This window comes from Methanomassiliicoccales archaeon (genome assembly GCA_035527755.1).
In the GTDB taxonomy this organism is placed as follows: domain Archaea; phylum Thermoplasmatota; class Thermoplasmata; order Methanomassiliicoccales; family UBA472; genus UBA472.
In genome coordinates this window covers 1-22,086 of sequence record DATKZX010000015.1, presented here as the reverse complement: position 1 = coordinate 22,086, position 22,086 = coordinate 1, and the positions used below count along the sequence as shown (strand labels likewise).

The window sequence follows — 22,086 nt, the reverse complement described above, 5'->3', positions numbered from 1 at the left end:
AGCATGATCAACAGGCGAAATATGGGGGGACGCCAACATTTTTAACCCCTCCTCTTAATGAGGGTCCAGGTGACCTTATGAAAGAGGACGCGTACTGGATCCGGGACCAGGTGCAGAAGCACAACAAGTGGTTCGAAGAGTCGTTGCCTATGATAGCCTCCGAGAACCTGATGAGCCCATTGGCCAAAGAGATGATGATCTCTGACTTTCACGACCGCTACGCCGAGGGACTTCCCGGCAAGCGTTACTACAACGGTAACATCTACGTGGACAAGGTCGAGCTGAAGTGCATCGAGCTGGCCCAACGCATATTCAAATGTCAGTTCGCCGACGTACGGCCGATATCCGGCACCGTGGCCAACATGGCCGCGCTGATGGCCCTGACGAAACCGGGCGAGACCATCACCTGCACCTCGCTGGACCACGGGGCGCACATCTCCACCGCCAAGTTCGGGGCGGTAGGGTTCCGCGGGGTGAACACCGTCACCTATCCGTTCGACACCCATGACATGGTGATCGACGTGGACGGCGCGGCCAAGCTGATACGCGAGGTAAAGCCGAAGGTGGCGCAGTTCGGTCTTTCCGTTTTCCTGTTCCCCGCTCCCCTGAAGGAGCTGAAAGACGTTTTCAACGAGGTCGGCTGCACCGTCTGGTACGACGGGGCGCATGTCCTCGGGCTCATAGCCGGCGGCAGATTCCAGGACCCCCTGCACGAGGGCGCCCACGTGCTGACGGCATCCACTCACAAGACCTTCCCCGGTCCCAATCACGGGATCGTGCTGGGACACAATCTGAACGAGGAACTGGGCAAGAAGCTCAACTCCGCGGTGTTCCCCGGCGTCACCTCCAGCCACCACCTGCATGCCATGGCCGCCCTGGCGATCACCATGGCCGAGTGGGAGATATACGGTGAGAAATACGCCGCCCAGGTATGCAAGAACGCCAAGGCGCTCGGGCAGGCGTTGCACGAACTGGGGATAGAGGTCCTCTGCTCGCACAAAGGGTTCACCGAGAGCCACACCATCGCCGTGAACGTGGCGGCGCACGGCGGCGGAGCGGAGGCGGCCAATCTAATGGAACGGGCCAACATCATCGCCAACAAGAACATGATCCCTGGAGACAAGAGCGCCATGAATCCATCGGGCATCAGGCTCGGGTCCCAGGAGCTCACCCGGGTGGGGATGAAGGAGAGCGAGATGAAGGAGGTCGCCGTCCTCATCCATCGTGTGGTGGTCAAGAAGGAATCGCCAGAGGCCGTCAAGAAGGACGTCATGGCCCTGAAGCGCAACTTCACCAAGGTGCGCTACTGCCTGAACGAGGGCGAGGAAGCCTACGCCTACCACAAGCTGGTCTGAAACCCCTTTCCCTAAAACCTCTTAATGGAGCTCATTTTCCCAATTTTAAGAGCATCTCGCAGGCCATGCACCGTTCGTTGAGGGTCGGTTCCCCGCAGCCACAGGTGGACAGGGAGGCCTGAGGAAAGCCCTCCCTCATCAGCGGTCTCAGCCGGTCGAAGCTTCCGAGAATGGAATGGCGGGTGCCAGGGTGCCGGTGCTCCATGCTGTCGACGATGTCCCGGTACTCGTTCCTCAAGGCGTGGACGGCGTATGGGCATTCGGCGTCGGAGAAAGGCAGTCCGGTCAGCAGGGCGTAAAGGTAGGTTTCCTTCTCCGGTATCGAACGTACCGGCTGCATGCGCGGCACCAGACCCGGTTGGACCCGTTCATGCGGTCCCAATCGGGCAAGTCTCTCCACGTCGCCCCGCGTGAAGTTCATCAGGATGGACTGGGCCATGTCGTCCAGGTTGTGCCCCAATGCCAGCACGTTCACTCCCAGCTCCTTGGCGGCGAGGTTCAGGCAGCGCCGGCGGAAGACCCCGCAGTAGGTGCAGGCCTCTTTCTCGCCGGTCCTTCCCACCATGCTGTCCAATGACATCTTGGTTACATCTTCAAAGGAGGTGACCACGTGATCCAGCCCCAGCGAGGAGCAGAGCTCGCGGACCTTCGGTATGGTCTCTTGGCGATATCCCTCGATGCCCTCGTCCACGGTGATGGCGGTGATGCGAACCCCTTGGCGACAGCCCAGGATGCGATGGAGCAGGTACAGGGCCGCTTGACTGTCCTTGCCCCCGGAGGCCCCGACCCCGATGTGAACCTCTCCGTTTATCTGCAACTGCGATCGGACCTCGCGCTTCACCCTCTTCTCCACGTATTCCAGGAAGTGGCCTTGGCAGAGATGGGAGCCATTGTACCTGATGAAGGTTACGGCCGGAGCAGAGCACTTGGAGCAGCGCATCGCTCCGTTCACGCCCGCCGGGATAAAAAAGGTTTGCCGTCATTTTTACCGTTCCCCAGGAAACCTTTTAACTACGGTACGGCCTTGATGTGGCCGGAGACCATGCAGGAGATTTGGACCGAGAAGTACCGCCCGCGAAAGCTTTCGGACATCGTGGGTCAGAAGGACATCATTGAGAGGTTAGCCTCCTATGTACGCTCTGGCAACCTCCCGCATCTAATGTTCGCCGGTCCTGCCGGAACTGGCAAGACCACATCGGCCCTGGCTATGGCCAAGGAGATGTACGGTGAATCGTGGCGGGACAACTTCATCGAGCTCAACGCCTCCGACGAGAGGGGGATAGACGTGGTACGGGGCAAGATCAAGGAGTTCGCCCGTACGGCACCCCTGGGCGGTGCCGACTTCAAAATAATCTTCCTGGACGAGGCGGATGCGCTGACCTCGGACGCCCAGGCCGCCTTGAGGCGGACCATGGAGAGGTATAGCCGCAACTGCCGTTTCGTGCTGTCGTGCAACTACTCGTCCAAGATCATCGAGCCCATTCAATCCCGCTGCGCCATCTTCCGATTCCGGCCCCTGAGGAGCGAGGATATCAGGCTCTGCCTTCAGACCATCGCCGAACGCGAGGAAGTGAACATAGACGATATCGCTTTGGACGCCATAGTCCACGTGGGCCAAGGGGACATGCGCAAATCGATCAATTCATTGCAGGTCGCGGCCACCATCGGCAAGGATATCACCATCGATGTGGTCTACCAGGCCACAGGCAATGCCCGTCCGGAGGAGGTAGTGGACATGGTGGAGACCGCATTGTCGGGTGACTTCATCGGTTCCCGCGCGAAGCTGGACGAGATGATGATCACCTACGGGCTGAGCGGACAGGACATCATCAAGCAGATCCACCGCTCCTTCTACGACCTGAGCATACCCGACCGGGACAAGATCAAGTTGATCGACCGCACAGGCGAGATCGAGTTCCGTATCGTGGAGGGGAGCAACGAGCGCATTCAGCTGGAGGCGCTCCTCGCCTACCTGGCCCTGGTAGGTAAGGATTAAAGATAGCCAACATATTTATACCGGCTTCTTATTTCAAGGCCGGAGAATGTAAATGGCGCGTTTCAAAGAAGCTGATGACAGGCTGTTAAACAAGAAGATCTGCCTGAGCTGCTATGCACGTAATGCCATCAAGGCCACCAGGTGCCGCAAGTGCGGGTACACCCAGCTGCGCTTGAAGGCTAAAGAGAGCCGTAAGGCTTAAACAAACCACCGAAACCCCTTCTTATAAAAATTATCCATCCCATAATTCATGGGATAGGATTTTTAATTTAGTTCGTATATGACCCATCGTCTCTAAGCTTTGGGGGAATATCAATAAAGAAAATAATGGTCGTGGATGATAACTCAGCCATCTTAGAGATTGTTTCTGAGCTAATATCCGCAGCTGGATATCAACCAATGACCGCTTCCGGCGGAAAGGACTGCCTGGAAAAGATATCTAAGGATAAGCCAGACCTTGTTCTCCTGGACATCAACATGCCGGACATGGACGGTTGGCTTGTCCTGCGCACCCTCAAAGAGAGAGGTCTCACCGAAGGCCTCAAGATCATGATGCTCACGGCCACCACCGATATCGGCACCGACATCTTCGGACTGCAGGACGTGGTGTCAGGTTACATCCGGAAGCCGTTCAACAATGACGAGCTCGGTGTCCGGCTCAGAGAGGTGCTGGGGGACCAGCCTTCATTGAAGGAGGGGGTCAAGGTCGAGAAGGAGCGCAAGGGCCTGTTCGGCTTCAAGGGCCGGAAGAAAGAGGACCCCGTCGGAATGGAAGAAGCTCGGATCAGCGCCAAGGAATACGACCTGCGCCAAGGCTTCACCTACCTGGTCAAGGAGAGCAAGCCTCACAAGTCCTTCGAGATATTCGTGGACCAGGTCACTCACAACATTCAAGGTCTGTGCGTCACCAGGCAGCACCCCAACATCATGCGCAAGGAATGGGGGCTGGAGAAGACGCCCATCATATGGCTCAGCAACCAGCTGGGCAAGGTCTATGTCAATCCATCTAACATCGGCATCCTCAGCGATACCATCATACGCTTCGTGGAGAAGAGCGGGGACAGTGTGGTGATCATCGATGGCGTGGAGTTCCTCATCGTGAACAACGACTTCGAGAAGGTGCTGAGAATGATACACCATATCACCGAGGCGGTCATGGAGAACCGTTCGCGACTGATAGTCTCGGTGGACCCCCGCACTCTGGAGATCAGGGAGCTGGCGCTTCTGGAGCGCAACATGGAGATCATCGAGGTGGAACCGGTAGAGACCAAGCAGCGATAGTTTCGTTCAGAGGCGAACATCATGTCGGATCATAATATCACCAGGGTTTGGAGCAGAGAGGTATTGGACTCGAGGGGGAACCCTACTGTGGAGGCGCAGGTCGAGACCTCTGTCCTGAAGGTTACGGCCATAGCGCCCTCGGGGGCGTCCACCGGAACGTTCGAGGCGCTGGAGCTGAGGGACGGCGGCACCCGGTACGCGGGAAAGGGGGTCACCAAGGCGGTGAGGAACATCAGGGACCTCATCTCCCCCCGGCTCAAGGGCATGGACGTCACCGACCTGAAGGCCATAGATCTGGCTATGAAGGAGCTGGACGGCACCAGCAACATGGGCCTCCTGGGCGGGAACGCCACCACCGCGGTGTCCTACGCCGTGGCCAAGGCCGGGGCGCTGGCGAAGAACGTAGAACCGTACGAGCACCTGGGTCCCGGGAGCAGGGTGCTGCCGGTACCGACGATGAACGTCATCAACGGCGGAAAGCACGCCGGCAGCAATCTGAAGATCCAAGAGTTCATGATCGCCCCCTGCGGTCCGAGCACCTACTCCGAAGCGCTGAGGGTCGGCACCGAGGTCTATCATTCCTTGAAGCAGGTCCTGAAGAAGGAGTGGGGTCCCCTGGCCATCAATGTGGGGGATGAGGGCGGTTTCGCTCCCCCGTTCGACACCAGCCGCCAGGCCATGGACACGCTGCTGAAGGCCATCGAGAACGCCGGCTACGTTCCGGGGAAGGACGTATACCTGGCCATGGACGCCGCGGCCAGCGAGTTCTATTCCAACGGCGTTTACGAGCTGGACGGAAAGAAGATGTCCCCCGGGGAGATGGTGGACTTCTATGTTGCTCTAAGTCAAGAATACCCGCTCATAAGCCTGGAGGACCCGGTGGAAGAGAACTCCTTCGAGCTCATGGCCGAACTTACTAAGAAGATCGGCAGCAAGTTGCAGCTGTTGGGGGACGACCTGTTCGTGACCAATCCGGTGCGTCTGCGAAAGGGCATCGAGATGGGCGCGGGGAACGCCTTGCTGTTAAAGGTCAATCAGATAGGCACGATCACCGAGGCCATGCAGGCGGCCAAGATCTCCTTCGACCATGGTTACAACGTCATGGTCAGCCACCGTTCCGGAGAATCCGAGGACACCACCATGGCCGATATCGCCGTGGCCTTGGAATGCGGACAGATCAAGAGCGGAGCGCCGGCAAGAACGGAACGGACCGCCAAGTACAACCGCCTTCTGCGTATCGAGGAGGAGCTGGGACCCAAGGCCAAGTTCATGGGTCGGGACGCCTTCTTCTGAATAATATTGAATAGAGCGCAGGGACATTGCCAGCCGATCGAGTGATGACATGAGCAAATTCTTCTCGGCCGATGACGAGGACATCCGCAAAGGGTTGACGACGGACGTTTACTTCCAGCGTACGGAGGAAATACTGCGCAGCAAGGGTCTGCTGGACACGCATACCCGTGCGGAGTTCACCGTCTCTTCCCTTCCTGAGGGATGGCCCTGGGCGGTGCTGTGCGGCAACGAGGAGATGGTCCGCATCTTCGAAGGGCGGAACGTCGACCTGTACGCGCTCCCCGAGGGGACGCTGTTCACTCCCCGTTCCAAGAAAGGCATCAAGCTGCCGGTGGCGCGCATCGAAGGCCCCTATGGCCAATACTGCTCTCTGGAGACGCCTTCATTGGGGTTCATCTGCTACGCTTCGGGTGTGGCCACCATGTCCGCCCGCTGCAAGCTGGCCGCGGCCGGTAGATCGGTACTTTCGTTCGGCGTGCGCCGCATGCATCCGGCCATGGCCCCGGTCATCGACCGTTCTTCCTTCATCGGGGGATGCGACGGCGTGTCCTCCCTGAAAGGGGCGGAGCTGGTCGGTCGCCCGGCAAGCGGCACCATGCCCCATGCACTGGTCATCATGATGGGCGATCAGAGGGCGGCCTTCAAAGCCTATGGGGAGATAATCGATCCCACCGTTCCAAGGGTGGCGTTGACCGATACCTTCTGGGACGAGAAGACCGAGGCCATCATGGCCGCGGAGGAGATGCCCGGATTGCAGGCGGTCCGCCTGGACACGCCGGGATCGCGTCGTGGTTCCATGGTCGATATCGTGCGCGAGGTGCGCTGGGAACTGGACCTCCACGGATATCCTGACGTCGGCGTGTTCGTGTCCGGCGGTCTGGACGAGGGAAAGATAAGGGAGCTGGTCACCGCTGGTGTCAACGGCTTCGGCGTCGGTACGGCCATAAGCAACGCGCCCACGGTGGACTTCGCCTTGGACATTGTGGAGAAGGATGGAAGGCCGATATCCAAGAGGGGTAAGTTCGGTGGGCGCAAGTTCGTCTTCCGCTGCCCGGACTGCCTGGAGTTCGAAGTGTCCTTGGAAAAGGAACGCCCTCCGGTCTGCTCCTGCGGCAAGGAGATGGTCTGGGCCGAGGTGAAGCTGTTGGAGAACGGTCGACGCCTGGTTCCCGAGGAGCCCGCCGAGACCATACGGAACAGGGTGCTGCGCCAATTGGAGATCGCTTTGCTGTGAGGTGATGGGATGCAAGAGGAGTGGCTGACGGAACTGGAGATGGTCCAGGACTATCAATTTCGAATTAGTTTCGACGACAAGGGTCTGGCGGACATCATGACCGACGAGCCTTTACCGTTGGGGAAGGGCGAGCATCCCAACGCCACCCGTTTCCTGGCCGCGGCGGTGGGTAACTGCCTCTGTGCCTCCTTGGCCTTCTGCCTGCGTAAGACCAGGACAGAACCGATATCCATCAAGGCCGTGGTCCGGACGACACTGGGCCGGAACGAGAAGGGCCGTCTTAGGGTGCAGGGGATGCAGGTGAGGATATTCCCGGAAGTGGATGACCAGGCGAAGCTGGAGCGTTGCCTTCCTCTCTTCCAGGACTTCTGCACCGTCAGCGCCGCGGTCAGAGAGGGCATAGATATCGAGGTCTTGGTCGAACCTCCGAAAAAATGATGGGCATAACCTATTTTAGAAGGTGGGGCATTTCCAACTCCTATGCTCGATGAGAAGGACCGGGCCATACTTACTGAGCTGGAGAGGGACTCTAGGCGTAGCACTAAATCCATCGCCAAAGACCTCAACATCCCCCGGGCCACGGTTCACGAGCGCATCCGGCGCATGACCGAGAGGGGTGTCATCAAAGGCTTCACGGTAGTGCCGGACTTCGGAAAGCTCGGTGAGCCGGTCACCGCTTTCATTTTGGTATCGTTCCTGCCGAACAACAACATGTCCCAAAGGGAGCTGGCTGATATGATCGGTCGTCTGAGCGGAGTGCATGAGGTGCACCTTATATCTGGCGAACATGACATTCTGCTGAAGGTTCGAGGGGCATCCATGGAGCGCATCGGGGACCTGGTGATAGACAAGATACGGCAGATGGAGGGAGTGGGCCGCACTCTGACCTGCACCTGCTTCGCCACGGTCAAGGACGAGTGATCCTTCCTCCGGGGGGATTCGGCATAATATTTAAAATCAATTGTTAACTAAATATGAGTAGATGCCTGAAAATCAGGTAACGACCGCTTTCTTTTTTATATGAAACGGATAGTGCTCTTTATCGTACTGGATAATATAAAAAATCGTATGGGATGTTAAGGAAATCTTTAAAATACCTCAGGGCGTTAGGCATTTTTGTTCAGATAAGTGCCAAGGGGTCGAACTCTCCGGCCAGTAACTTGTGGGCTGCTGGTCAGAGGGTGGCTAGATCTGAATATGGAGTGGTTTATTGCATAACGGTCAAATAGCGCAAGCTATGCTCAGATCCGAAGGGGAAGCGTTCAAACCCCGCATGGAGGTCGTCAATAGAGGGCGGCTTGTGGTCCTGCCCGATCTGATGTCCGAGAACCGTTCCAATGGTCTTTCGATGTTCGGCGATTGGCGGGGCTTCACCGTGCTATGCACCTGTGGCTCCTTGGTACGTTTGGACCAATCGATGGTCATGCGCAAAAGGTACATGGGCAAGCCTGTTGAATGCCATCAATGCCGGAACCGGCGCATCGCCGCGGAGCGGGAGGACCTGGACAATGAGTTTTACGATCGCGAGGGGGAATAACCCCCTCCGTCACCGTTCTTTCGCGGTCTTTAGAAAAAATCTTCTTATACATCCCCCTGAATTGATTTTTGCATCTATTGAGGTTTTTAAATGGACATGATCATAATCTCCGGCTTCCTGGGCAGTGGAAAGACCACGCTCATCATGAACACTGTTGGAATGATATCCGAGCGCACTGGTGGTAAGATCGCCGTCATCGTCAACGATTTCGGTAACTTAGGCATCGACGGAAAGGTGATGGAGAAGTTCGGACTGAAGGTCCAGGAGCTTCCCCGGGGATGCATCTGCTGCACGTTGGGACCGAGCTTCCTGGACACGGTGAGGACCATCAACGACAAGTACCAACCGGACCTGATACTGGTGGAGCCGTCAGGCATCGCCGACCCGGATGCGATCCTGGCCACCATGGAGCACTACCGCGGACCTCCTCTGGGATACATCAAGGTGGTCATCCTGCTGGACACGGTGCGCTTCCCCATACTCATCCAGGCCATGAAAACCCCGCTCAAGCTGCAATTGCGGGCGGCTGACATCGTCCTCATGAGCAAGGCCGACGAAGTGGACGCTTCGCGACTCGAAGAGGTTGAGAAATATGTGCGCGAGTTGGTAGGCGATAAGCCGATAATTCCAATTTCGAGCACCAACGGGCACAATTTGGATGTATTCGTTGAAAGATTAATGGGAGCATGATCACCGAGGATTTCGCAGCCTATGCTGCACGGGTGCGAGTGAGATTCGCCGCACCGACAGCTCCGGAAAGGATGCAGGAAATGCTAGAATCCTTCATGAACGGTGTGGCCATGGACTGTTTGGAGGCGGGGACAAGGCTCATCGGGCACATCAAGAGCGTTGTGGAGAGCGACGAAAAGCTCATCGCCTGCAGCGTGACAGATCATGACGCCAAGGTACGTTGCCGGGGGCGCTTCGAGACGGCGCAGACCAACGTGGACGTGATCATCAACGTTCTTCAGTACGGTCTGGCAAAGAAAGACCTGGTCCGCATCGTCGAAGGTGGCAGCAACCGCAACTTCACCGGCACCATCTCCATCGGCATCGAGGACCTGGAGATAGAGGAGAAGGACCTCATTCGGCTGGGTTGACCTTCTTCTTTACCGTCCTTTTGGCCGGGGCCTTCTTAGGTACGGTCCCATCGGCGCTCTCGGCCTTCTTCACCACCTTCTTGGCAGCGGTCTTCTTCTTAGGGGTCTCAACCTCCCCCTCCGCCTTGGCCGCGGGTTTCTTGGCGGCGGTCTTTTTGACCGGAGCTTTCTTCGCCGTCTTCTTGGCCTTAGGCTTCTCTCCTTCCCCGGCCGGCTCCGTCTTCCCCTTCTTGCTGGTAGGACATTGCATGTTGGCGCAGAACTGCCAGCCGCCCTTGCCCTTGACCCTCATGATGGGGGCTCCGCATTCCGGGCACTTATCGCCGGCCACCTGCAGCACTCCGTATTGCGGCAGCGGATAGGTCCGCTTGCATTCCGGATAACCGGAACAACCGATGAATCGCTTGCCGGCGCGTGAATAGAGGATGCGCAGTTCCTTGCCGCACTCCGGGCACTCGCCCACGCTCTCCTTGCCCTTGTTGCTCTCGCAATCGGGATCTATGCATTGTATCTTGACCGGTGAGCCCCGACGAATGACCTTTAACATGGGCAGGCCGCAGGTCTCGCACTTCTCTTCCGTCGGCTGCACCAATGCGCCGCCGGGCTTGGGGAAGGTGACGGTGCAGTCCGGATAACCGGTGCAGCCGATGAACTCGCTGCCCTTGCGGGTGCGAATGATATGCAGGTCCTTTTTGCACTGGGGACATTCTCCGATGAAGCGCTGCTCATTCAGCGCCCCGCGGATCTCGTCGCCGATCTCCTTGCGGTTCTTGGTCATGAAGGCCACGATGTCCAGGAGCATCGCCTGGGACTCCTCGACGACCGCGGCCAGGGTCGATTCGCCGTTGGCGATGGCGTCCATGTCCTTTTCCAGCTGAGCGGTCATGCGGCTCTCGGTCACGATCTTGGCGTGCTTCTGCAGCGCGTTGACCACCGCCATGCCGCTGAGCGTGGGAACGAGGTCGTTGCCATCGACGTACTTCCGATCGTAAAGTTTCTGGATGATGTCATGCCTGGTGCTCTTGGTGCCCAGTCCCAGCTTCTCCATCTCCTGGAGCAGCGTTCCCTGGGAGTAGCGGGAGGGAGGTCTGGTCTCCTTGCGTTCACAGCCCACCTCCTTCACCTGCACCTGGTCCCCTTCCTTAAGCTCGGGGAGAAGGACCTCGGTGACCCTCCAATAGGGATAGTACTTCCTCCAGCCGGGGTACAGCACCCGGTAGCCATCGGCATGGAAGGGCTCGCCTCCCAGGTCCAGCACGCACTTGGCCGATTCGGAACGGGCCGACGGGGCCAGAGTGGCCAGGAAACGACGGGTGACCAGTTCGTACATCGTCCATTTCGTACCTTTCAGCTCCTTCTTGGTGGCCGCTTCCGTGGGGTAGATAGGTGGATGGTCGGTGGTCTCCATCCTGCCTCGGGACGGTCGGATGCGTTCTTGGGCCAGGATCTCTTCCGCCTCTTTTCCCAGATCGGATTTCCTCAACTTTTCCAGAATGTTCTTGAGGCTCAGCGAGCGGGGGTAGACGGTGTTGTCCGTTCTTGGATAGGATATGTAACCGGAGGTGTAGAGGTCCTCGGCCACCTTCATGGCCATGGACGGTGATAGGCCGAGCTTGTTGGCCTCGCTCAGCATGCTGGTGGTGTTGAAGGGCGGGGGAGGATAATCGTCCTTCTCCTTGCGCTCCATGGAAATGACGTTCCCCACGCCGCAATCCGCCTTCTTCCTGGATTCCTCGGCCAGCTTCTCGTCCTTGAAAGGGTTGGAAAGATGGTCGCCAAGGAAATCCTGTCCCTTCTCCAATTTGGCGCCGACGGTCCAATAGGATTCGGGAACGAACTCGGATATCTCCTTATGCCGGTCGACGATCAATGTCAAGGTAGGGCTCTGCACCCTCCCTACTGAAAGGAAATTGTTTCCCATCTGTCCGCTGGCCAATGATATGAAGCGGGTGAGGACCGCACCCCATGCCAGGTCGATGACCTGTCTGGTCTCGGCAGATTCCGCCAGGCGGTGGTCCGGGGCGGTAAGTTCGTTGAAAGCGCGCTCGATCTCGTACTTGGTCAGGGCGCTGAACTTGGCTCTCTTGACGGACCTGGGCTGGTTCTCCATCAGGGAGACGGTCTCCAGGCCTATGAGCTCTCCTTCACGGTCAAAGTCAGTGGCGATGATGACCTCATCGCAATCCATGGCCAGCTCGCTCAGGGTCGCCAGGATGTTCAGGGCGGTCACGCGCTTGGTGGGATTGGTCTTCACCAGTTCCAAGGGGTCCACCTTGGACCAGTCGTTTAACTCTGGGGGATAATCGAGCTCTATGATGTGGCCTCGCAGCCCCACCACGGAGAACTCATCGTCCCCTCTGTTGAACTGAAAGACCTGAACTCCCCGAACGCTCTTCCGGCGCGAGCCTCCATCGGAAAGTATGGTGGCGACACGCGCAGCGGCGTTGGACTTCTCCGAGATGACCAGCCTTCTCATCGGTGGGGTATCAAGAGTGACCATCTAAATAAGTTATCCACCAAGTTCCGGCTTACGGCAGTCTTAATGCTCGTGCACATGCGGTCTGCCGTGATCATCGCTGGTGGTCACTGGCGTTCGGTGCAGGGTGCGATGGGTGACGCCTTTGACGCTGCCAAGTTCGTCAGACAATTGTCGGACCTCTTTGACCGACCCGTGCACTATGAGCACCTCTAGGCACTGCTCGATATCAAGATGTACGTGTATCGAGGACAGTATCTTCTGATGATGCTCGTGCTGTATGTCCATCAGTCTATCCTTGACCCCACCCTTGTGATGACTGTAGAAAAGTGTGATGGTACCGAAGATCACCGCGTTCTCGTCCTCCTTGAGGATCTCCTTGGCCAAAGCGCTCCTTATGAGATCTCTGATGGCCTCGGACCGGGTGATGTACCCTTTGCGGTCGATGAGCTTATCGAAATCCTCTAGAAGCTCCGGTTCAAGGGATACACCTATCCTGGTGACATTGTCCATGGTACTCGACTTGATATTATTCTAATCATTAATAATGCTATTCTGACACCCAAGATAAAATTATCAGGACGGTGGTCATACCGGATGATGACATGGACCTCTCCGAACTTCGTTCGCCGCTCACCAAGTGTATCCAACAGGAACTTCAAGGTGAGGTCGGGGTGCTCTTCTCCGGCGGTCTGGACAGTGCAGTGCTGACCGCTCTTTCCCGAGAGCACTGTCGACCGGTCCTCTATACCGTAGGCTATCCGAACAGCCACGACCTGAAGGCCGGGGAAAAGGGGGCGCAGGAGCTGGACCTTCCCTGGAAGGCCGTAATACTGAACGACGATGAGCTGCGAAAGGGCGTGCGCTTCCTGCGCGACCGGTTGGGGCTTAGCGATCCCCTGGTGATATCGTTCGAGCTTCCGCTATACTTCGTCTGCTCTCAGGCAAAGGAGAGCATATTGGTCAGCGGGCAGGGGGCGGACGAGCTCTTCGCCGGCTATGACCGGTACCGCTCTCTGGCGGCGGATGAGCTGGAAAAAGCTCTCTTGGGCGATCAGGAGCGATTGCTGGCCGAAGGCGGACCTCGCGAAGCGGACCTCGTCCGAATGTTCGATAAGAGATTGGTATGCCCCTATCTCTGCCCCGACGTCGTAAGGGTGGCACGCACCTTCTCCCCTGGGGAGATGATCGGTCCCGAGGGCAACAAGCTTCCCCTGCGAAGATTGGCGGCCGCTCTGGGACTTTCTGCGGCGAATTCGCCCAAGAAGGCGGCGCAGTACGGCTCAGGGATCATGTCGGCCATGAAAAAATGTTCGTCCCGAGAAGGAAAGGAACTGAGAAGTTGGGTCGCGGAGGTCGAATGATGGGGGACACCCTGAACGACGACCTTCGCTGGCTGTACTCGCTGGAGAACATGGGCATCAAGTTGGGGCTGTCCAACGAAAGGGCGCTGCTGAAGGCCTTGGGCGATCCTCATGAGAGGTTCGGGTCGGTACACGTCGCCGGTTCGAACGGCAAAGGCTCCGTATCGGCCATGACCGCCTCGATACTGCGGTCGGCCGGCCATCGCACCGGCCTCTATACCTCGCCCCATCTGGTCAGGTTCACTGAGCGCATCACCGTCGACGGCCAAGAGATGGCCGAGGGACGTCTGCGCAAGAAGATCGCCGAGGTCCGGGAGCTGGTTGACGGAGGCGCGTTCCCCCGGCCGTTGACCTTTTTCGAAATAACCACCGCCTTGGCCTTCCTGCACTTCGCGGATGAGAACGTCGAGGAGGCAGTGGTGGAGGTGGGCATGGGCGGAAGGCTCGACGCCACCAACGTCGTTCATCCCCGCTGCTCGGTCATCACCCGCATAGGCGTGGAGCACACCGCTTACCTGGGAGATACCGCGGCGAAGATCGCCTATGAGAAGGCCTCGATCATCAAGGAAGGGGTTCCGGTGGTGTCCTCCCCCCAATCCCCGGAGGTGCTCAGGGTGATCAGGTGGATGGCCCAATGCCGCAACGCCCCTTCGAAGATCATGGGCCACGACTTCTCGGCGGAGCGAATAAGCTCCGATATGAACGGTTCGAAGGTCCACCTCTCTTCGCTGAACAGGGAGGTACGCGTCGGACTGCTCGGCGGGTATCAGTGCGAGAACGCCGCGGTGGCCGCGGAATGCGCTATGACGTTGGCCAAAAATATCGAGATCACCGGGGAGAGCATCGTGGTCGGATTGTCCAAGGCAAGATGGCCTGGTCGCCTGGAGGTCGTCGGCAGGCATCCCCTGACCGTATTGGACGTCACCCATACCCCCGAAGGAGCAAGGACCGTGGCCTCGGAACTAGCCATGTTCCCGGGGTCCCCGCGGGTGTTGGTGGTGGGCATGCTGAAGGACAAGGACGCCAAGGGGGCCATGGCCGCCCTGGGCCCCCATTTCGATCAGGTGATATGCACCGGGGCCAACACCCCGCGCGCGCTCACCCCGCAGCAGATGGCCGAGGCGTGTGGGCGCACCCTCCCTCAGGTCCGAACGGTGGAAGGGGTGGACGCGGCCCTGGAGACCGCTCTGAGCGTGGCCGGCGAAAGCGGGTTCGTCATGGTCTGCGGATCGCTCTACACCGTCGGAGAGGCCATTCAGTTCCTGGGAGGTAAGAATGGACCTTAGGTGGCTGCTGACGAGCATGAGGGAGTCGATAAAGGGGATGGCCTTCCCCGGTCTCATCGATGAGGGGGACATATGGTGGGAGCGCGATCCCTTCCACGTCCTGGTGGCCACGGTGCTCTCGCAGAGGACCAGGGACCTGAACACCCACCGGGCGTCGTCAGACCTGTTCCGTCGGTTCTATACGCCCGAGGAGATGGCCGACGCCCCCCTGGAGGAGCTGGAGGCCCTCATACGCTCCGTGGGGTTCTACCGGGCCAAGGCCAAGGCGCTTAAGGAGATAGCCAGATCGGTGCATATGGACGGTGACATCGTGCCCAAGGACATCGACGCCATGGTCAAATGGCCGATGGTGGGACGCAAGACGGCCAACTGCGTGATGGCCTACGCTTTCAAAGAACCGGCGATATGCGTCGACACGCACGTTCATCGCATCAGCAACCGTTTGGGACTGGTTGAAAGCCGTACGGCGGACGAGACCGAAATGGCCTTGCGGAAGATATTTCCCAAGGCGCTTTGGTGCGACATCAACGCCACCATGGTCCGCTTCGGTCAGAAGGTATGCCTGCCCCGCAACCCACGTTGTGCCACGTGCCCGGTGCGTAAGGTCTGCGCCCATTACGAGAAGATGCCCGCCGATGAAAAATGATCATACCCTCAGGGTATCGTCGATCTTCTTGGACATCTCTTTTTCCAGCTGGATCTCCGCTTCCCACTGGTCCAGTCCATCCAACATCTCTTTCAAGGAGCGCAGGCAGTCGATGCATATCCATTTAGTTCCGATCGGTCTCATGGGGCGCTTGCGGTAGCCAACGCTGCCGCAGAGGGAGCACTGATGCATATCCTTGGTCCGGTGCTCCGCATACGCCTCCATCTTCTTGCCTTCGATGATGGACTCGATGGCGGCATCATTGCGCGAGTTTTCCTCTGGCATGATCTTCAAGATTCGTATTTCCCTGGTCGTATTTCTAGCTTACTTAATACCAGTCTTCCTTCGTCCCATATTTATGGAACGAGGGCAGTGATTAATATTGGTTGATGAATTGGCCTAATGGATGCATGAAGTATCGGTCATGTCCGGCATCGTGGAGAGCGTGCTCGAGGAGCTGAAGAAGCACGAGGTGCTCAAGGTGGAGGAGGTGTGCCTGACGCTCGGTGAACTGACGTTCCTCGGCGAGGAGCAGCTGCAGTTCGCCTATGAGATCATCACCCGCGACACCATCCTGGAAGGTTCAGTACTGGCCATAGAGACGGAGGAGACCGAACTGCTCTGCTCCGCCTGCGGCTATCAGGGCAAGGCCGATTACCTGGGCGAGGAATATCACATGTCCATGCCTTCTCTGATATGCCCCAAGTGCCGGGGTAAGATCAAGGTCTTGAAGGGGCAGTCCTGCCGGGTCACGTCCATGAAGGTGGTGCAGGAATGATGGACCTAAGATACCGGGACGAGGGAATGGCGGTCAAGATCATCGACAAGCTGAAGGGCATGGACCTGGACCTGCGGTTCATGCACGTCTGCGGGACGCACCAGGACACACTGGTCAAGTTCGGGCTGGAGAAGATGCTGTCCGACGTGGGCATCACCATCGGCCAGGGACCAGGATGTCCGGTCTGCGTCACCACCACCAAGGAGGTGGTGGAGGCCATCACCCTGGCCAGGTCCGGCGTGACGTTGACCGTGTTCGGCGACATGATGGCCGTTCCCACTCCCATAGGTTCGCTGGCGGATGTGAAGGCCGAAGGTGCGGACGTCCGCGTGGTGTACTCCGTGGAGGACGCCCTGCTCATGTGCAAGGACGTGGAACGCATGGTCTTCATGGCCATCGGTTTCGAGACCACCAGTCCCTCCACCGCCTACGCTCTGCTGCACTCCCCGCCTGAGAACTTCAGTGTGCTCAGCTGCCATCGTCTGCTCCCCCCGGCACTGAAAGCGCTCTTCGCCATGGGGGAGGTGCGCATAGACGGGCTCATTCAACCGGGGCATGTGGCCACCATCATCGGGCTGGAGCCCTTCGCCCCGTTCGCCGGCCCCCAGGGCGTGCCCCAGGTGGTCACCGGCTTCGAGCCACTGGACCTGTTGATGGGCGTGTACATGCTGGCCAAACAGGTCAAAGAGGGGAGGAACGATGTGGAGAACGAGTATCCTCGAGTGGTGCGCCCGGAGGGCAATCCCAAAGCGCGGGACATGCTGGCCAGGGCCTTCAAGGAGGAGGACAGGGCCTGGCGCGGCTTCCCCGTTCTGCCATTAAGCGCCCTGGAGGTTCGCGACGAGCTTTCGGAGCATAACGCCCGCGTGGTCCACGAAGACGTTCTGAAGGACGCCCCTCAGGTCAAGGAGGACATGGGCGGCTGCCGCTGCGGAGAGGTGCTGCGGGGGATAATCCGTTCCGAGCAATGTCCGGCGTTCGCCCGAGGCTGTTCTCCGAAACGTCCTATGGGACCGTGCATGGTCAGCCGCGAAGGCAGCTGCAACATCAGCTATCGTTATCGTGAGTGACGCATCTTCCAGAGGATCATCGGGTGAGCATCTCATGCAGTAATGAGATCCCCATGGAGATGGTCCATATGAGCAGGGAAATGACCACCAACGCTTCGCTGAGGGCCAGTTCCATGTTCTTCGTCGCCACCAGGATGATGGTGATATAGCCGACCATGACCGTTCCTAAGGTCACGATCACGATCGGCCTGCCCAACCTTTTGAACATCCAGATAGGGCGCAGCATGATCGTCAATGAGATGATGACCGTGCTGAAGAAAGCCCAGCTGAAGAAGGTGTGCGGAGTGCCGGTATTGATGGGGAAGACCCCGATGCCGATCAGGGAGATCGCCGCGAGGACGAACGTGGCGGTGGATATCCTTCCTAGGTTGGTATGCTCGAACCTGCGATAAAGGACGGCGCCGAAAGGTATTGAAAGCAGTCCCATGACGATCAACCCGGTATTGAAGAAGCAGCGCCCGGGACGATGGCCTCCCAGTTCGCTCAGGGTCTCCACACCGAATATCCAATGCCCGTCGGTTATGATGGCCAGGCTCCAAAGCGTGCTGAAAGCGATGGCGCCGATGATACCCGCCAGCGCCCCCCACATGATAATTTTTTCCTTGTTCATATCCATGGACCGTCCTCCAAGACCATCAGAACCACGTTCGATCATCGGACAATAGATTCGTAGGATAATATTTTTTTATCGGTATTAGTTACCATGTCCTAGGAGAGGCAACAATGTACGCGGTAGAAGTAAAGGACCTGGTCAAGAACTATGGTTCCTTCCAGGCGGTCAAAGGCATATCGTTCAATGTCCGGGAGGGCGAGGTCTATGGTCTCATCGGTCCCAACGGAGCGGGCAAGACCACCGCACTGCGCATCCTATCCACCTTATTGGAGATAACCGCCGGGGAGGTCAAGATCTACGGCATAGACCTGGGTCATAAACCGGATGAGGTGCGGCGCATAATCAGCTATCTGCCGGAGGATGCCGGTGCTTACAAGAACCTGACTGGGAGAGCCTACCTCAAGTTCATCGCTCAATTCTTCGCCGAGGGCGATAAGGCCGAGGAACTGGTCTCCCGGGGATTGGAGATAGCCCATCTGGAGGAAAGGATCGATGATAAGGTGGAGACCTACAGCAAGGGCATGGCAAGGCGCCTGCTGGTGGCCCGCGCCCTGATGATCAAGCCTAAGTTGGCCATACTGGACGAGCTGACCTCAGGTCTGGACGTGATAAACGCCCAGGAGATCCGCAGGACGGTCAAAACGTACGCTTCCCAGGGGACCACCATGCTGCTCTCTTCGCATAACATGTTGGAGGTGGAACTGCTCTGCGACCGCATCGCCCTCATCAATGACGGGGAGATCGTGGCCGAGGGGACCCCCGACGAACTGAAGGAAAGGTATGGGGCGAAGAACATCGAGGAGGTCTTCGTCAAGGTGGTGAGCGAATGAGCAGTCTTTCAAAGATAGCCAAGAAAGAGGTCAAGGAACTGCTGACCCCAACCACCATCGTTCCGATAATCATCATGGCCGTTCTGTTCGCTTCCCTGGGGAACGTCTTCGGTGGGGTGGGCGATCAGCTTTCGGAACCTCCAAAGATCGCCTTCATCAACAACGACGACGGGATGCTCTCTCAGGTCGCCTACGGTGTACTGGAGCATAGCGCGAACATTGTCTATGAGGGGGACAACGTGCAGGATGCGCTGAACGCCCTGGACGATGCTGGGGGCGTTTCATTGTTCATCATACCCAGTGATTTCACCTCTGATATATTGGCCAATAGGACCGGCACCATCGAGGCCTACTGGGTCATGCGTGGGGCCGGAATACTGGACACCATACCCGGGTCCGCCGCGGACGCCCTGCTGGGCAATGTGGACCAGGCCATCTCCGCCGCGCTGATAACGGGCGACCTGAGCGATAACGCCTCGATCATCCTAAATCCGACCCATCTGAACGAGACCACCATATTCAAGGGCAAGGAGATGGCCGGCATATCTCCGCCGACCATAGCCGGGGTCATCTCGCAGCAGTCCTTGGTCATGCCGCTAATCGTGGTGATGATGATCATCTATGCCGGTAGCATCGTCATAACCTCCATGGGAACGGAGAAGGAGAACAAGACACTGGAGACGCTGCTGACCATGCCGGTGAGCCGTACCTCCATAGTTTTCGGCAAGTTGCTCGGGGCCGCGGTGGTGGGACTGATCATGGCGGCCATCTACATGCTGGGCATGGGCTACTATTTCAATTCCCTGCTGGCATCGACCAGCATTGACCTGGCCCAATACGGTCTGACGCTGGACCTGCTGGACTACGTTCTGGTGGGGATATCGCTCTTCGCCGCGTTGGTGTTCGCGTTGGCATTATGCATGATACTGGGCATATTCACCAAGAACTACAAGGCCGCCCAGACCATGACCATGCCGGTGACGTTCCTGGCACTTATACCCATGTTCATCACCCTGATGACCGACTTCGACACGCTGCCGTTGGCGGCCAAGGCGCTGGTCTTCGCCATACCGTTCTCACATCCCATGATGGCCATGCGTTTGCTGATGTTCGACGACTACGGCCTGGTGCTGGCAGGCATCGCCTACTCCACCATAATGGCTCTGGTGGTCATGTTCATCGCCGTCACCCTGTTCAAGAAGGACATACTGCTGACGGGCAGGGTCGCCAGCGCCGAGAAGTACAGTCGGTGGCCGCTATTGGCGCTGATGCAGAAGATGTTCACCAAGCGTCGCAGGTGATGGGACCTCTTACCAGAACGGCCTCTCGGCCACCTCTTTTCTTTTTTTTAATATACTCCCTTCCACCGCCATCCAGCTGAGCGAGATCGTTGCGGTGAACGCCCTATTGCGCCAGTCTCGTTCGTAATTGACGGGTTCGACCGACCCTGGGCTTGACCAGGTTCCAGCGTTTCATTTACAATTTACGGGGCACAGGGAACGATATATCGGTGTTCGGAGGTCCCGATCGATGTCGGATGAAAAATAAGGAACGGGAAAAGGTTTGGACCGCCTGTCGCTCACTTCTTCCTGCGGAGGAAAAACACCACGACCACCAGTAGAGCGGCGACGACGATGATGACCAATAGGATCAACATCAGGTCATTGCCCCCGCCGTTATCGTCTATCGCGGTAGTGGTGATGTCATCCATCTCCAGCCCAGGACCGCCCACGTTGATGGGGATGTCCCTGGTCTCTATGCTATCGCCGCTTACGGTCAAGGTGTGAACGCCCTGGGAGGTCATGATGATGAAGTTGCCCGAGGCATCGGTCTCTGCAGATGAGTCGTCCTCCAGGGTGACGGTCACCCCCGGGATCCCATTTCCATCCGCATCCACTATCTTCCCGGTCACGGGAACGAGAGCTGGCCAAGGCACGTCGATGGATGCGGCGGTGCTCAAGGCTCCCTCTCCTTCGGCGTTGACGGCGCTCACCTTGTAATAATAGGTGGAACCGGACGTTACCATGGTATCAACGAACGTCAATACGGTGCTGTTACCGATCAGGGTGAGGTCATCGGCCGAAATCCCACGATATACTAGGTAACCGGTGATGGGGCTGAAACCGTCCGATGCCGGCGCGGTCCAGCTCAGCGTTACCTGAACTTCGGTGGTGACGTTCGATAAGGCGGAGGGGGCGCCAGGCACAGTGATCAGGGTGGCGTTGAGCATGTTCGATAGAGACGAGTTACCGACCGCATTGACCGCCATGACGGCGAAGAAATATTGAGTACCGACGGTCAGGCCAGTGACGTTCGCCGTCAAGGTCCCTGCCGATATCACGTTTCCGAACTGGGTCGTGACATCGCTCGTTCCGTAGAACACATAGTAACCGGTGATGGGGCTGAAACCGTCCGATGCCGGTGCGGTCCATGTCAAGATCACATCGAGGCCGCTCGCAGTAGCGCTTACCAGCGTAGGGGAGCCAGGAACGGTCATGAGCGTTGAATTGACCTCTGAACTGTTCTGTCCGTATCCCTCGGCGTTATGTGCGGATATCTTGAAGGAGTACGTTTGTCCATTGGTCAGTCCGGTGATAACGGTCGAGGTGCCGTTGACATGTTGGACATCGACGCCATCCTGGTAGACGATGTAATGGTCTATGTCTAGACCGCCATCGTTCGCAGGCGCCTCCCACGATAGGGTGATGTTAGTATCGCCCGGAACAGCGATGAGACCGGTTGGAGCCCCGGGAACGCTGTACGGCAGAGCGGTCAGGTGGTTGGACATGACCGAGCTTCCATCGGCGTTCATCGATTTGACGCCGAAGTAATACTCCGTTCCACCGACCAGTCCGGTCACGGTCTCGCTGAGCACCAGGTCATCGACGGTGTCGAACAAGGTCCAGGTGGCGCTGTCCATTTCGGTTCCATAGTATAACCCGTAGCCAGTGATGGGACCGCTGCCATTATTGGCCGGGGCGGTCCAATTTAGGGTGGCGCTCATGTAGCCTGCGATGGCGCTTACCAGTTCAGGACTGTCTGGATAGGGGTTCGGTGTGGCGCTGACCGTATCAGAAGGCAGCGATTCACCGATGCTATTGACGGCGGTGATGTTGTACCAGTAGATCTGGCCGTTGGTCAGTCCACTGTCGGTATGGTTCAGTTCGACGGTCGAATCGATAAGGACGAACGGACCGCTGGCGTCCGTGGACCGATAAACGTTGAAA

General features: G+C 58.0%; 24 protein-coding genes. 18 read left to right on the top strand and 6 right to left on the bottom strand.

The annotated features are described in order from the left end of the window. Nucleotides 1-77: 77 nt before the first annotated feature. On the top strand, nt 78-1,355 hold the full coding sequence (glyA, locus tag VMW85_05895) for a serine hydroxymethyltransferase (GenBank protein HUT27561.1): 1,278 nt from the start codon (nt 78-80) through the stop codon (nt 1,353-1,355). Between the two features lie 31 nt (nt 1,356-1,386). Here glyA and VMW85_05890 read toward each other — a convergent pair whose 3' ends face one another. After that, on the bottom strand, nt 1,387-2,295 hold the full coding sequence (locus VMW85_05890) for a TIGR00269 family protein (GenBank protein ID HUT27560.1): 909 nt from the start codon (nt 2,293-2,295) through the stop codon (nt 1,387-1,389). A 102-nt stretch (nt 2,296-2,397) separates the two neighbouring features. Here VMW85_05890 and VMW85_05885 point away from each other — a divergent pair, with 102 nt between their 5' ends. The 10 genes from VMW85_05885 (at nt 2,398) to VMW85_05840 (ending at nt 9,796) form a co-directional block, all read left to right on the top strand. Then, the gene (locus VMW85_05885; protein HUT27559.1) at nt 2,398-3,351 is read left to right on the top strand and encodes a replication factor C small subunit; all 954 of its coding nucleotides are present in this window, start codon (nt 2,398-2,400) and stop codon (nt 3,349-3,351) included. A gap of 52 nt (nt 3,352-3,403) precedes the next feature. After that, nucleotides 3,404-3,553, top strand: coding sequence for a 50S ribosomal protein L40e (locus VMW85_05880; GenBank protein HUT27558.1), 150 nt, complete (start codon nt 3,404-3,406; stop codon nt 3,551-3,553). A gap of 125 nt (nt 3,554-3,678) precedes the next feature. After that, on the top strand, nt 3,679-4,632 hold the full coding sequence (locus VMW85_05875; GenBank protein ID HUT27557.1) for a DUF835 domain-containing protein: 954 nt from the start codon (nt 3,679-3,681) through the stop codon (nt 4,630-4,632). Between the two features lie 21 nt (nt 4,633-4,653). Beyond that, entirely contained in the window at nt 4,654-5,925 is a 1,272-nt protein-coding gene (gene eno, locus VMW85_05870; GenBank protein HUT27556.1) for a phosphopyruvate hydratase, read from the top strand. Nucleotides 5,926-5,974: 49 nt separating this feature from the next. Beyond that, complete coding sequence (locus VMW85_05865; GenBank protein ID HUT27555.1) at nt 5,975-7,159, top strand: nicotinate phosphoribosyltransferase; 1,185 nt, start codon at nt 5,975-5,977, stop codon at nt 7,157-7,159. 9 nt (nt 7,160-7,168) lie between these two features. Then, nucleotides 7,169-7,597: an OsmC family protein gene (locus tag VMW85_05860; protein HUT27554.1), complete on the top strand. Its 429-nt coding sequence runs from the start codon at nt 7,169-7,171 to the stop codon at nt 7,595-7,597. Between the two features lie 42 nt (nt 7,598-7,639). Further along, the gene (locus VMW85_05855; protein ID HUT27553.1) at nt 7,640-8,080 is read left to right on the top strand and encodes an Lrp/AsnC family transcriptional regulator; all 441 of its coding nucleotides are present in this window, start codon (nt 7,640-7,642) and stop codon (nt 8,078-8,080) included. Between the two features lie 316 nt (nt 8,081-8,396). Then, on the top strand, nt 8,397-8,696 hold the full coding sequence (locus tag VMW85_05850; GenBank protein HUT27552.1) for a hypothetical protein: 300 nt from the start codon (nt 8,397-8,399) through the stop codon (nt 8,694-8,696). Between the two features lie 90 nt (nt 8,697-8,786). Beyond that, complete coding sequence (locus VMW85_05845; protein ID HUT27551.1) at nt 8,787-9,386, top strand: GTP-binding protein; 600 nt, start codon at nt 8,787-8,789, stop codon at nt 9,384-9,386. Next, entirely contained in the window at nt 9,383-9,796 is a 414-nt protein-coding gene (locus VMW85_05840) for a hypothetical protein (GenBank protein ID HUT27550.1), read from the top strand. The genes VMW85_05845 and VMW85_05840 overlap by 4 nt, the downstream gene beginning before the upstream one ends. Here VMW85_05840 and VMW85_05835 read toward each other — a convergent pair. Next, the gene (locus VMW85_05835) at nt 9,780-12,296 is read right to left on the bottom strand and encodes a DNA topoisomerase I (protein HUT27549.1); all 2,517 of its coding nucleotides are present in this window, start codon (nt 12,294-12,296) and stop codon (nt 9,780-9,782) included. The two genes, VMW85_05840 and VMW85_05835, sit on opposite strands and share 17 nt — an antisense overlap. 39 nt (nt 12,297-12,335) lie before the next feature. Then, nucleotides 12,336-12,785 carry a nickel-responsive transcriptional regulator NikR gene (gene nikR / locus VMW85_05830; protein ID HUT27548.1) on the bottom strand — a complete coding sequence of 150 codons (450 nt, stop codon included), beginning with the start codon at nt 12,783-12,785 and terminating at the stop codon, nt 12,336-12,338. A 71-nt stretch (nt 12,786-12,856) separates the two neighbouring features. Here nikR and VMW85_05825 point away from each other — a divergent pair, with 71 nt between their 5' ends. From VMW85_05825 to nth, 3 genes are read left to right on the top strand one after another with little or no spacing between them, the layout of a single operon-like run. Beyond that, nucleotides 12,857-13,636, top strand: a complete 780-nt coding sequence (locus VMW85_05825; protein ID HUT27547.1) for an asparagine synthase-related protein — start codon at nt 12,857-12,859, stop codon at nt 13,634-13,636. Next, nucleotides 13,633-14,922: a folylpolyglutamate synthase/dihydrofolate synthase family protein gene (locus tag VMW85_05820; protein HUT27546.1), complete on the top strand. Its 1,290-nt coding sequence runs from the start codon at nt 13,633-13,635 to the stop codon at nt 14,920-14,922. Before VMW85_05825 ends, VMW85_05820 begins: the two co-directional genes overlap by 4 nt. Further along, on the top strand, nt 14,912-15,568 hold the full coding sequence (nth, locus tag VMW85_05815) for an endonuclease III (protein ID HUT27545.1): 657 nt from the start codon (nt 14,912-14,914) through the stop codon (nt 15,566-15,568). The genes VMW85_05820 and nth overlap by 11 nt, the downstream gene beginning before the upstream one ends. Here the strand turns inward: nth and VMW85_05810 are convergent, their stop codons facing one another. Continuing rightward, entirely contained in the window at nt 15,569-15,853 is a 285-nt protein-coding gene (locus VMW85_05810) for a hypothetical protein (protein HUT27544.1), read from the bottom strand. It lies immediately after the preceding gene. 121 nt (nt 15,854-15,974) lie between these two features. Here VMW85_05810 and hypA point away from each other — a divergent pair, with 121 nt between their 5' ends. Together hypA and hypD are read left to right on the top strand one after the other, a co-directional pair. Next, nucleotides 15,975-16,346 (top strand): hydrogenase maturation nickel metallochaperone HypA, encoded by a 372-nt coding sequence (gene hypA / locus VMW85_05805; GenBank protein HUT27543.1) that lies wholly within the window; start codon nt 15,975-15,977, stop codon nt 16,344-16,346. Then, complete coding sequence (hypD, locus tag VMW85_05800) at nt 16,343-17,416, top strand: hydrogenase formation protein HypD (GenBank protein HUT27542.1); 1,074 nt, start codon at nt 16,343-16,345, stop codon at nt 17,414-17,416. The genes hypA and hypD overlap by 4 nt, the downstream gene beginning before the upstream one ends. 16 nt (nt 17,417-17,432) lie before the next feature. On the opposite strand, the gene VMW85_05795 is transcribed toward hypD, so the two are convergent. Next, nucleotides 17,433-18,032: a DUF998 domain-containing protein gene (locus tag VMW85_05795; GenBank protein ID HUT27541.1), complete on the bottom strand. Its 600-nt coding sequence runs from the start codon at nt 18,030-18,032 to the stop codon at nt 17,433-17,435. 107 nt (nt 18,033-18,139) lie between these two features. On the opposite strand from VMW85_05795, the gene VMW85_05790 reads away from it, so the two are divergent. Beyond that, entirely contained in the window at nt 18,140-18,859 is a 720-nt protein-coding gene (locus VMW85_05790) for an ABC transporter ATP-binding protein (GenBank protein HUT27540.1), read from the top strand. Then, on the top strand, nt 18,856-20,160 hold the full coding sequence (locus tag VMW85_05785; GenBank protein ID HUT27539.1) for an ABC transporter permease: 1,305 nt from the start codon (nt 18,856-18,858) through the stop codon (nt 20,158-20,160). Before VMW85_05790 ends, VMW85_05785 begins: the two co-directional genes overlap by 4 nt. Nucleotides 20,161-20,438: 278 nt before the next feature. On the opposite strand, the gene VMW85_05780 is transcribed toward VMW85_05785, so the two are convergent. After that, nucleotides 20,439-22,086: fibronectin type III domain-containing protein (locus VMW85_05780; GenBank protein ID HUT27538.1), on the bottom strand; the 1,648-nt coding region annotated here is incomplete at its 5' end.

Bases quoted from the DNA above. Each gene is read 5' to 3' on its own strand.
- glyA (HUT27561.1), top strand. From the start codon at position 78: ATGAAAGAGGACGCGTACTGGATCCGGGACCAGGTGCAGAAGCACAAC.
- VMW85_05890 (HUT27560.1), bottom strand. From the start codon at position 2,295: ATGCGCTGCTCCAAGTGCTCTGCTCCGGCCGTAACCTTCATCAGGTAC.
- VMW85_05885 (HUT27559.1), top strand. From the start codon at position 2,398: ATGCAGGAGATTTGGACCGAGAAGTACCGCCCGCGAAAGCTTTCGGAC.
- VMW85_05880 (HUT27558.1), top strand. From the start codon at position 3,404: ATGGCGCGTTTCAAAGAAGCTGATGACAGGCTGTTAAACAAGAAGATC.
- VMW85_05875 (HUT27557.1), top strand. From the start codon at position 3,679: ATGGTCGTGGATGATAACTCAGCCATCTTAGAGATTGTTTCTGAGCTA.
- eno (HUT27556.1), top strand. From the start codon at position 4,654: ATGTCGGATCATAATATCACCAGGGTTTGGAGCAGAGAGGTATTGGAC.
- VMW85_05865 (HUT27555.1), top strand. From the start codon at position 5,975: ATGAGCAAATTCTTCTCGGCCGATGACGAGGACATCCGCAAAGGGTTG.
- VMW85_05860 (HUT27554.1), top strand. From the start codon at position 7,169: ATGCAAGAGGAGTGGCTGACGGAACTGGAGATGGTCCAGGACTATCAA.
- VMW85_05855 (HUT27553.1), top strand. From the start codon at position 7,640: ATGCTCGATGAGAAGGACCGGGCCATACTTACTGAGCTGGAGAGGGAC.
- VMW85_05850 (HUT27552.1), top strand. From the start codon at position 8,397: ATGCTCAGATCCGAAGGGGAAGCGTTCAAACCCCGCATGGAGGTCGTC.
- VMW85_05845 (HUT27551.1), top strand. From the start codon at position 8,787: ATGGACATGATCATAATCTCCGGCTTCCTGGGCAGTGGAAAGACCACG.
- VMW85_05840 (HUT27550.1), top strand. From the start codon at position 9,383: ATGATCACCGAGGATTTCGCAGCCTATGCTGCACGGGTGCGAGTGAGA.
- VMW85_05835 (HUT27549.1), bottom strand. From the start codon at position 12,296: ATGGTCACTCTTGATACCCCACCGATGAGAAGGCTGGTCATCTCGGAG.
- nikR (HUT27548.1), bottom strand. From the start codon at position 12,785: ATGGACAATGTCACCAGGATAGGTGTATCCCTTGAACCGGAGCTTCTA.
- VMW85_05820 (HUT27546.1), top strand. From the start codon at position 13,633: ATGATGGGGGACACCCTGAACGACGACCTTCGCTGGCTGTACTCGCTG.
- nth (HUT27545.1), top strand. From the start codon at position 14,912: ATGGACCTTAGGTGGCTGCTGACGAGCATGAGGGAGTCGATAAAGGGG.
- VMW85_05810 (HUT27544.1), bottom strand. From the start codon at position 15,853: ATGCCAGAGGAAAACTCGCGCAATGATGCCGCCATCGAGTCCATCATC.
- hypA (HUT27543.1), top strand. From the start codon at position 15,975: ATGCATGAAGTATCGGTCATGTCCGGCATCGTGGAGAGCGTGCTCGAG.
- hypD (HUT27542.1), top strand. From the start codon at position 16,343: ATGATGGACCTAAGATACCGGGACGAGGGAATGGCGGTCAAGATCATC.
- VMW85_05795 (HUT27541.1), bottom strand. From the start codon at position 18,032: ATGGATATGAACAAGGAAAAAATTATCATGTGGGGGGCGCTGGCGGGT.
- VMW85_05790 (HUT27540.1), top strand. From the start codon at position 18,140: ATGTACGCGGTAGAAGTAAAGGACCTGGTCAAGAACTATGGTTCCTTC.
- VMW85_05785 (HUT27539.1), top strand. From the start codon at position 18,856: ATGAGCAGTCTTTCAAAGATAGCCAAGAAAGAGGTCAAGGAACTGCTG.